The 11,691-nt window shown below is 35.2% G+C and carries 4 protein-coding genes; all 4 read right to left on the bottom strand.

All coding sequences use genetic code 11. The features are described from left to right. Positions 1–39: 39 nt before the first annotated feature. The 4 genes from CUL_RS0104005 to CUL_RS0103990 all read right to left on the bottom strand — a co-directional run bounded on the left by CUL_RS0104005 (position 40) and on the right by CUL_RS0103990 (position 11,568). Entirely contained in the window at positions 40–1,155 is a 1,116-nt protein-coding gene (locus CUL_RS0104005) for a S41 family peptidase (RefSeq protein WP_051403496.1), read from the bottom strand. Between the two features lie 21 nt (positions 1,156–1,176). Next, positions 1,177–2,643: an S-layer homology domain-containing protein gene (locus tag CUL_RS0104000; protein ID WP_025640568.1), complete on the bottom strand. Its 1,467-nt coding sequence runs from the start codon at positions 2,641–2,643 to the stop codon at positions 1,177–1,179. A 43-nt stretch (positions 2,644–2,686) separates the two neighbouring features. Next, positions 2,687–5,173 carry an S-layer homology domain-containing protein gene (locus tag CUL_RS0103995; protein ID WP_025640567.1) on the bottom strand — a complete coding sequence of 829 codons (2,487 nt, stop codon included), beginning with the start codon at positions 5,171–5,173 and terminating at the stop codon, positions 2,687–2,689. Between the two features lie 92 nt (positions 5,174–5,265). Next, on the bottom strand, positions 5,266–11,568 hold the full coding sequence (locus CUL_RS0103990) for an IPT/TIG domain-containing protein (protein WP_025640566.1): 6,303 nt from the start codon (positions 11,566–11,568) through the stop codon (positions 5,266–5,268). Positions 11,569–11,691: the final 123 nt, after the last annotated feature.

The raw sequence follows: 11,691 nt of genomic DNA, 5'->3' as shown, positions 1-11,691 counted from the left end.
TAGAAAAGGGTGGATTACTATTACAATTGTGTTACAAATTTATATTTCTGATAGAATTTCTATTGCTTTTTGTAGTTGTTTATCTGTATCTCCATCTTTATTCTTTACCATTATATCTGGTTGGATTCCCTTGTTGTGTATGTTTCTTCTATTTGGTGTTTGGTATTCTGCTATGGTTAGTTTCATGCCGTCACCTTTGACTAAAGGAATTATCTGTTGGACCGTTCCTTTGCCATAGGTGGGAACCCCTAGGATTGTCCCAACTTTTGTGTCTTGGACTGCTCCTGCGAATATTTCTGAAGCAGAAGCTGAGTTTTCATTTACTAGGACTACTAGCTTATATTTAGGTTTCTTCAGTTTTGAGTAATAGGTTTGTTCCACGTCTTCTCTATATTTTATATGGACTATGGGTCCTTCTGGGATGAATAGATTTAGTATATTGACTACTTCTCCCAAAAGTCCACCTGGGTTGTCCCTTAGATCTATTATTATACTGGAAATATTTTCTTTGTCAAGCTCCTTTAATGCCGAAACTACATTTTCATAAGTATGTGGGTTAAACTGGCTTATCCTTATATAGCCGATTTTTTTCTCTAATACCCTGTATTCTACTGGATTTATCTTTATTTCCGCCCTCTTCATATCCTTATAGATATCCTTTTGGCCTCTCCTAACCCCTATTTTAACTGGGGTATTTGGTTTGCCTTTTATTAGATTAATTACTTCCTCTAAGGATTTGCCCTTTATATCCTTACCATCTACGGAGATTAGCTGGTCTCCCGGTTTGATACCTGCTTTGTCGGCAGGGCTTCCTTTTATAAGGTTAGTTATTATGATAGAACCCTTTTCTTCTTTAATATATACTCCTATACCGACAAAGTCACCAGAAAGATCATCTATTAAGTCTTGGAATTCTTCTTCAGTATAGTATTGGCTATTTTCATCTAGAGTGTCAAATAGGCCTTTGATGGCTCCTTGTAGTAATTCTTCTTCCCCTAATTCATAGACATAGTTTTGTTGGACTAGGCCCATTATTTGGATGAAGTATTCTAGATCGTAGCCTGATTCTGCTATGGTTCTTATTGGCGTTAGTAGTATGGATAGGGCTAGTATTAATGCTGCAAGTTTTTTTATATTCCATTTATTTTTTGCCATTTTTAACTTCCCCCTAATTTATTAGTTTAGTACATTTTCCCTATAATCGTATTTTAATTGTTCCTGTAAGTAGTTGATAAAGTTTACCAATAAGGTAGCTGTCTCTTCCTTTGTAATAGGTCTATTTGGATGGAAGTATTCAGTTCTTGGAACTATGTTTAATTCCTTTGCCATATAAACATGGTCCTTTGCCCAAGAAGGAATAGTGGAGTCGTCTTTAAATCCGGTAGAATAATTGCCTATAGGTGCTAGGCTTTGGAAACCTAAAAGTCTAATTAGTATGGTAGTAGCTTCTGCTTTGGTTAACTCCCTATCCGGTTCAAAACGGCCTTTCCCTACCCCTATCATAATATCCCTATTGGATACCCCTTCTATATAGGGATAGTTTCTATGGGTTTTAGGTACATCTATATACCTTAATTTTTCTTCTTCTTTATTTCTCCTGCCCCTTCTGCCTTTAGTTTCTTCCTCTACTGGCAGTTCTATATCCATGGTATTGGCCAAGGCTCTAGCAAAATCCCCTCTACTTACAGGGGTAGATGGCCCTAGATTTGTAGCCCTTAGGGAGAAACCATCCATACTGGCTATCAATAATATATCCTTTTCAGATTCTAATCCCCTTACATCCCTTAGGGCTGGTATATTTAATCTTGTAATTATTGGGTTAGTGTCTATACTCATAGAGTCTCGCCCCATATTTCTCCCTGTACCATTTGGTCTTGGTAGATCATAGGAATATTTAAGTACATTTTCATGTTTCTCTGTTAACATGAAGCCTCCCTCAAAGGATATTTGATTAGGTACATTTTCTACATAGTTATAGTCCTTAGTCTTATTATAGGAAGCTTCTACTATAGCAGTACCTTCCCAGGTATTATCCTCTTCTAGTTTGTTTTCATATTCTATTATATGTTCTAGGGTCTGGGTTTGGGTTGCAGACCAAGGGCTATCATAGCCTACTAAATTCCCTTTAGTTTGAACCGTTACCCTTTCTACTCCCCTATCTACATTATAGGTCTTCCTTGCAGACCAGTCTCCTGCATAATATTCTAATAATCCTGTTTCATGGAGTATATGTCCTTGGTTCCATTGGTAGTCTTCCGTTTTTACCTGATAGGTTTTCCCATCTATCCTAAGGGTCTCGTTATAATTATCTAAGGTCTTTTGAGAGGTAGTCTGCTTCCCGTTGGTATCAAAGGTTTCTGTAAGCCTAATGGTTCGCTTTAAGGTAGCTCCTAGTTTAAAATTGTTTAGATTATAGGTATAGGTATAGTTCTTTTCCTGAACGCCTTTCCTATTTCTTTCCTTTATATTTATCTTTAAGGTTCCTTCTAATTCTATGGGTTCGCCGGTGATAAATATTACTTCTTTATAATTGTTTTCGTTATTTATTCCTCCTTCATAGCCTGGTAGTTCTACTGCTAAAGAAGAGGAGGATGCTAAGACTAGTGTTAGGATTATTATTAATGATGTTATTTTAATTTTCATTAGTTAATACCTCCAATGCGTGTTACGCAAATTTTTTCGTATCCTAATATTCTATCAATAGTATATAGGGTATATTTATTGATGAATCATTGTGTTTTACTATATAGGCTTGACTGCCTTTTCTTAGTTTGTATAGTTCATCTGGGTTTAATGGTTTGTCGTTAACTAGGATTACTGCTTTATTTAAGTTTAATTCTTCATCTTTTCCATAATCCCATCGCCCTGTTAGGTTGTTGTAGGTTCTTGTTTTAGTTAAGGTTAAAGTGTTTTCATCAATATTCATATCCCCTATTTCTCCTACAGCGCTATGGTCTAAGGTTACAGTTTGGTTATACTTGTTTAGGTCTTGAGGTATTAGGTTAATAGCCAATACTTCTTTTCCATCAGGAGTTTCCTTGGCTATTAAGTATGCCGGTTTGTTTTTATAGTATTCTTTTTCTATTCTATTCCTTAAATCCCTATCCTTTATATCTATTAAATCTATAAATCTAGAATCTAGGAAGGATTTAGTTGGGATTAATTTTTCCAATTGGCTATCGTATATCAATGTATCTAAGGTTAAGGTAAATTCTTCAGAACCTGAATTGGATTTAAATCCTGAGGAAGTCAGTACTTCCTTGTCCATTCTATAATTATACCTACCTAAGGTCAATCTATAGTCGAATATATCCTCTATCTTCCCTTTATAAACCCATAGCCTTGTACCATCTATTCTATCGTCTATTATACCTGAATCCTCTATGGAGATAACGCTGGCCCCTCGACTGCCATATCTATAATCGGAAACCAGGTATATGTTTTGGTTAAGGTTTAAATTTAATGGATCTACCAGTCTATTGTCTTTAATGACTATGGTGCCTTCATGATAATTAAAAGAATTAGTATCTACTACCATCTGGCCAGTACCATAGTCTATATCCTGGATTTTATCCTTATATTCCATAGATGAGCCGGATTTCAATAACATTTTAGATATGTTCATAGTTCCATAGGAGTTTTCATAGGCAATATAGGCTTCCTCTCCCCTTCGCTTGTTAAGGCTTTGAAGGGTGGTCTTCCGTCCTCCTTCATATATGCTGCCAGTACCTAGTTTAATCTTTTGATTAGATTTAGATGATGGTACCCATTGGCCTTGGTATAGTTCATAGGGTTCCGATATGAGGATTTCCTTATTCCTCTCATCTACCAATTGGATTTTACCCTTTATTACTCCCCCTATATGTTTTTCTTCGTCTTCCACCTTTATTTCCCCTACTTGGGGAGAATATATATCGTCAAAGGTTAGGAGCACCCTATCCCCTTCCTTTACCTGGAATAACTCTATCCTCTGGTTTCTTCTATATATGGTGGTATACATTGGATCTATTTGGAACCTTTCCCTACCGTTTTGGGTTTGGATTTGGATTTCATCCTTGGATATGGATAATAGGGTACCTACCCTAAATCTAGAACCAGGAATTATATATCCGTCCCTTGCTGGATCTATGTCATTAAAGGAGGTAATTTTAATTACCTGCCCTCCCTTAGTGGTAATGGCTACTTCCTGTTCAAAATATAGTTCATCCATATCTATGTAAGGGTCTAATTTAAATCTATGGAGTTTATTATTAAAATCCCATACTGTAATCTCTCTATCCTTTAGATTTATTTCTCGAATGGTGCCTTCTAGGGTACTTTCCTTTTTAGTATTTATTTCCCCGTATAGGGCCTTTCCATTAGAGTCTATATAATAGGTAATAAAATCTCCAGATTTTATTATATTTGCATTATAGATTTTTTTGTCCTTCTGTACTGGGAAAGTATTTTCTCCTTTATAGCCTATTATTTTGCTGGTACCATCGGTATTATATATGGTTATATTTCCCAATTCCATATTGGATACTTGTCCCGTTTTTTTAGTTATACTCCTATGATGGATTAGATCATCATTGGCATTGGAGAGGATTTTAGCAAATTCTCCCCTAGTAATATAGCCTTTTGGGTCTAGTATATTGGCATTTCTACCCTTCATATAGCCTTTTTGTAGGATTAGCTCTACATAGGGTAATCGGTGATGGGCTATTTTATTATAATCCTTAAATTTTTTAGCTTCCTTTATATTATGGCCTAAAGGGGGTTCAAGGCCTAAGGCTCTCCCCAATATATTGGCTGCCTCTTCCCTAGTTACTTTGGTATTTGGTGAAGGGATTAGTTGGTCTTTATCTTCTCCTTCTATTAGCTCCAAATCATAGGCTAATTGGTATATGCCCTTTAAATGGTTCTTTGGTTCTAATTTTTGGGCTTCCCCTTCTTTCCCTAGGGCTCTAATGGCTATGGTGAGAATTTCTCCATAGTTTAGATTCCGGTTAGGGTAAAACTTTCCTCCACTGCCTTCCATATAGTCTAGGGCAGATACTTCTAATATTTCTCCTTTTGCCCAATGTTTGTTTATATCGGAATAGTTTAGGTTTTGGCCTTGGGCTAAGGTAAGGGGCATCATAATATTTAATAGGAATATAAATGATAGTAAGATTGCAGTTTTTCGCTTCATTGGCTTTTCTCCTTCTTTTTCAATTTACAATTGGGCGACCAAAGGCCGCCCAGATTCCTCGACTTCGCTCGGAATAACAATTGCATGTCATCCTATCTATCTGACAATAATATATATTTTCCTTTACTATTAAAGGAAGTAGTCCTATTATTGGATATTTTAACATATTTTCCGGTGGGTATGTCAAATTTATATAGGGCTACATTTTTAGCATTGTTATAGGTTATGGTATCTAGGTTTAAGGTTAGCTTACCAGATCTTAGTAGTTTATCTATATCCATAATATCTTTACCCCTTTGGAATCCAAAATGGAAATCATAGGCTCTGGAAGCAATCCTCTTCCCTCTTGGGATATGGGATTCCCCTTGTCTCTTTATATGGACTTGAAGGTTTGAATCCTTATCCCCTTTGTCGGCAGATGAAACCCTATAGGTATATAGATCCTTTGGATTTATGGTCATCTGTAGTTCTCCATATTTTATATTCAATGTAGAGTCGGTTCTTGCCAAGGCTAATGGTATATTTATTACAAGTTCTGTAGTGTTCTTATATTTGGATTGGTTAAAGTCTAAATTCCCCACCTTGTTTTTAATATCTTCAGTTCCTAAGGTTTTGATTGTTCTATTCCCTATTATTTCTTCCTTACCCTTTTCTATTAGTTTCTTCTGTTCTTCTTTAAGCCTTTCTTCCTTCTCCCTTTGTTTATAATCTTCCTGTAGACTTAAAGTCCTTACCTTAACTTCTGCAAAGTCTAGAGCTGCACCGTGCTCGTTTAAAGCTCTTACTAGAAATACATATTCTGTATTTGGTTCTAAACCTTTTATCAGATACTCTGCATCGGTGGTAGTGCCTATGAAGGTATTAGTGCTTTCAGTAGCCTTTCTACCATATATCTCATATTTAGTAGCTCTATTTAATAGATCTGGATCCGATTCATTCCAGATTAACATTACAGTTGATTCATAGCCTGGAATGGCCTCTAATACCATTGGTTTTAGCGGTACTGGTTTCTCATATTTAAAATCATTATAGGGATCGGAGATTCCTCCATCTGGGTTGATTATTATTATACTGCTATTTTCCAGATCTGTAGCTTGATTAAACCTTACCTTTATTTCATTATCGCTTACCACAGTAACACTAGCTGCTTCCATTCCATCTATGACGGCAACTTCCCTATTGTTCCCTTGAGGATCTACTCCTGTAATCCCTTGTCCCTTTACATCCATTCCAGATTTCAAATCCCTAATAGGTATTATCCTTCCTCCTACAATTACCTTAGCCCCCGACATGAATTGGCTTCCTGTAATGGTTACCTCTGTTTCTGTATCGTTGGTGAATAGTTTTTTAGGATTTATATCGTCTATTCGTGGTTTGGATATATAGGTAAACCTAATATCTCCTTGAGACATAGAACCATCGGGATTCTCTATCCTTACCTGTACTGGGCCTAGAGTGTTGGATGGTGGTGCTATTACTTCTAAGGTTTTGTAGTCGATGAATGTGATATTATTGTCATCTACTTTAGCATCTCCGAAATATACTTTTAGCTTCCCATTTGGATGTTTTTCCATTTCCTTCCTGAAATCTGCTCCTGTTATTTTAATCTTAGTACCTCCTGTTGCCGGTCCCTTGTCTGGTTCTATAGTATATACTTCCGGATTAGATTCTCCTACAACAAACTCTATATAAATTGGTGGATCATTCCTATCAGATGAAGCAGTACCCCCATCCTTGTTTTCAACTACAACTCTGTGAAGTTTATTAGCCTCTCCTGCTGGAACTGAAGGCATTGTAAAGGTTAATTCGTTAGGTAGTCTATATTCTATATCCTTTTCTGTTATGGTTAACAAATCAGCTATTTTAATAATTGCATTTTCTCTAAAATCAGTACCATGAATAGTTACTCTATTGCCGCCTTTGTAATCTACTTTCAGAACTTTAGCCTTTCCATTTATCTCTTCTCTATCCTCCAGTATTGGTTCCTGGTCACCTTCCTTTGTAATATTTGTAATTTTAGGATTGCTGTCTGGATATTTATACTCAAATTCTCCTTCACCTTTGCCCTTATCTGGATTTATTATAAATATAGGCGTTCTACCTATTTTATAATATGCTGGTGTAGTAATAACTACATGAGTATTGTTCCTAAACTGGGAATTAGGAGCATAGTTTCCAGATACAAGGAGTCTGTTATTTGCTACCACTAACCTTATTAATTGCTCGTAAGGATAATTTTCATCTCCATTTTTTAAGTCTTTAGTATTAATAAATATTTCTTCACCATTATAGTCTTCGTAAGTATTGGTGTATTTTATCTCATTTTCTTCCAAGGTAACGGTTACTGTCTTTCCTAAGGCATCATATGTTATTTCTATACCACCATCGAGTTTTACTCTTGTCCTATTGGAACGTATAACTCCACTATTAGAATGTTCTCTTGGCAAATCTTCGTTTAAATTATTCCCAAATCTAACTAATGGCATATGTTTAACTTCTTTTATTGAATTATTTGTATTATCCTTTTTGACTAGAGTAATTTTATTGTTTTCAAGATTTTCTCCATGAATATCTACTTTTTCTCCACCTCTAACGTTTCCTACATTGGGTACTACACTGTTTATTCTTGGGTCTGAAGAAAGATAGTTAAACCTTACTTTATTGGATATACCTGAGTCGTTGTTTACTACGTATAAATCTACTGGGCCTGGATCGTTTGGTGGAACTATTACTTGTAGATACCCAGTTCCAAATTCTACTATCTCAGATTCCTTATTGCCAAAATATACTTTTGGTAATATGGGAGATGTTAAGTATTCATATTCTGGATTATATTTTGATTTAGCTCTAGTATCGGGGGCTTTACGGGTATATCTTCCATTTCCGTCTATATCATCATAGGGTTCACCCTCACTGTATTCTCCATTTCCATCAAGGTCTACAAAAGGTTCAAAATCTCTAAAATCTGAACCAAATATTTCTAATATATATCCTCCAGCTGCCGAGCCTTCCCTCGGATGGATTTCAGTGATCCTAGGATTACTAGTAGGTACTATATAGGTATATCCTCTTATGGTTTTCTTTATTGTATCTTCTCCCCTCTGTCTATCTACTTCTAAAGGATTTTCGTAGGATATACTAAAGGTCCCACCATCAGGGTTTACCAATACTAGAGATACTGTTATTCTATCGGTACCCTTTTCTTTAATATTCTCTATGGTAGGAGGAACTTTTACCTCCATCATCCTGCCACCTGGCAGTATGGTTACATCTCCATCTGGTACTTTTTGTCCTCCAATAAACACTTGAGTCTTTGTCACCCCTGTGTCTACAAAGCCTATTCTATCATTATGCTCATCCTCCGGGTCTGGTTCTGGCCCTATTATATGGATTATATTGCCTCCCTTTTCTGGTCCTCTGTCGGGGATTACATCTACAATAACTGGTCTAGTACTAGATGATGCATAGAAATAAAATCCATCTTTTATAGTCTGTTTCTTAGTATCCGGATTTACTACTGACACATCATATCTACCTTCTCCTGTCCAAGGAGACATGTTTAAATTTGGCACCTTAAAGGTTAAAGTATTGGAATCAATGAACTGTACTCTATTTCCTATTATCTTATTCCCCTGAATTTTAAATGGAGTATAAGCTTTTAGCTCTAGACCATTAAATTTCAAAATTCCATCTTCGGTCATGTCTATATCATAGTCATTGGCTTTAAAATTACCATCAACATAGGAAATCTTGTATCGTATGCCTTCCCCACCTTCAATATAGTAGTCGTTTCTTACATCTCTGACTATACTATAGAACTTATTATTAGTTTCATCATATAATATGGTAGAATCATAACTTTCTCCTAAAGTAACTTTTTTATCTGTAGAGCCATATTTAAATATTTTCCCTACAGCAAATTGCTCCAGCTTTATCCTGTTTTGTTCTCCTTTATTGTATTCATTTATATCATGACCATCCATAAATATTCTGGTGCCTATAAGCCTATATATTAAAGACTCATCTACATTTTCAATACTACTAATTACTATAGTAGGGTCAGGAGCTAAAAAGTTCTCACCCTTTACCGTCACTAAAGTATTTGTAGTTCCTTCTTTAGGATTTATATAAGTTAACTTTGGTTCTGTATAGGTCTGAGTATAGGTAAATACATGAGTTGCTATTCCCCCCTCTGGATTAATTACCTGAAGTAATGTCTCTCCCGGTCTAGAACCTGCTGGTGCTTTAAAGGTTATAACCTTACCATCCCCAGAAATATTTACACTTGGAACCAATCTATTTTCTATATATACCCTAGCTCCTGGTCTAAAGTTTGAACCTGTAACCGTTACATCTTCACCACCATCAATAGACACTAAGCTAGGTCTAACATTGTCTATAACTGGAAAGTCATTTTTATTTATCAATTCAAATCTAACTTTATCTTCAAATATCCATTCCGTAGCAAAATCTTTACTTTGTCTATTAGGGTTACTAATATTTACATTTCTACTATCCTTATTTATAAGTTTAAAGCCTTCCTTACCGGCTTTTAATTCAATCAGTATCCTATTACCTATTTCATTACCCAAGGTTCCATCTACAACAATGCCATTATTTAATACTTCATATTTTAGTGGTTTATGTTCTCCTTCGGCTTTATTCTCATTTGGATTTATAACTACCCCACCTATGGTAATCTTTGGGAAATTCATCCTTTCTACCCCATTTTCGTCAATATAGCGGGTAACTAAGAAGTTTTCCCCCTCTATGGACAATAAGAGTCTTCCCATACTGCTATCTAAGTAGAATGAACCATCTATTTCTTCAATAGGTATTACATTTGGTACTACTTCTTTTATATTAGGTATTTCTGTGGCAGGATAATAGGTAAATCCATTCCTAACTGTAAACTCCTGCACCATCTCAGCACTAAATCCACCTTCCGTAGTACCTATAATGTTAGTAGTGACCCTTATGATTACATCTTCTACCTGGGCTTCTGTTAAAGGGACATTTTCTGTTTTAACTACAAAAGTATTTGGATCTCTATTATCAGTCAAATTATAATCAAAACCTTCTATCCCTAACACCCGTCCTATATCTACTTCAATTTTTCTTTCTACATTCACATCATGTTTTACAGGTTTTCCAGTTTCATCTGGTAATTCTAGCTCACCGGAACCATAGTTAATAGTTATTACTTTATCCCCTATATCTATGTTATCTGATATTAAATTTTCATTAGGATTAAATCCTGGAATATTATGTTTTGTAAAAAAGTTTCCATTTATTTCAACTAAGGTCGGTGTCATTGCAGGTGCTCTATTAGGCTGAACACTATCTATAGTAGGCTTTTGAGATATTGTGACTACTTGATATTGTTGAGGTAAAACATAGGTACTGTCTATTCCATATTTTTGAGATTCTTTATTAGTAAACACTACATAATAAGGACTAGATCCTAAATTCGGTACTTCTACAGTTATTACAGTTTCTTTAGTATTATCATGGGGTAAACTTATACTCTGATTTTTTGCCATATTTTCTTCGGTAAATTCTGGATTATCTATATCCTTAATAAAATAAATATCATATCCTTCTTGGCTAGGGAAGGTACTTCTTCTAAATGTAACTTTAGAACCAGGTTCTCCCATTGTAGGAAACATGGTTACGCCTTCTATACCAAGTTCACCAGTTATACGGATAGCATTTTTATATACTGACGTGGTTCCCAAATCATATTCCCCTGAAGTATCCGTACTTCTTATTACTATATCCCTAACCCCACCGGGAAACTGACCTTGACCAGCCTTTGGATATAATTCAACTTGGTTTTTCCCAACTACCTCTTTTACATCAGCTTCTACTCCACCTACTGTTATAGTATATTTACTATCTTTTAATTCCTTTATATTATCTTTCCCGTTTAAAATAATGGGTTCGTTAATTTTAACTATAGATTCATTTACATTCAATATTTCAGGTATTCCCTTTTCATTTATGTTCGAATACCTAGTCTCTACGTCTTTATACACTGGCGGATCTCCATCTAGGATCCTTCCCCATACTAGCGCCTCCATTATTATTAACTGGGGGTCTAATTCAGCTTGTATTATGGATTGCCCTACTAAGTTAATATTCCTAGGTTCATGCCACTCGTCGTCATGAGTTTGAACTTTTAACTTTTTATTTTCATAGTCTTTTATGGATTCATCATCTATAGTAATTCGTTTTTCTGTCCTTCTAAAATTTGTATATACATTAGTTATAGTAACTTTTCCTCTTGATTGTGCATAGCTAATTGACATATTAAATGCTAATCCATTTAATAATAAACAAAATAATAGCATATATGAAATGATCTTTTTCAGCTTGATACCTCTATAATTCACACAGTCCACCCCTTGTCCTATTTATTAAGTCTAATTATATTTATCGGCAAAAAACTGTTTTTCTTGAACTTATTATACATTATAATCTAAGTTTTTTCACTGATATGCCGATAGATATAATAG

Source organism: [Clostridium] ultunense DSM 10521 (assembly GCF_000511955.1).
Classification (GTDB): Bacteria; Bacillota; Clostridia; order Tissierellales; family Tepidimicrobiaceae; genus Schnuerera; species Schnuerera ultunensis.
The sequence above is the reverse complement of the archived record's forward strand: the minus strand, read 5'-3'. Positions and strand labels throughout refer to the sequence as shown.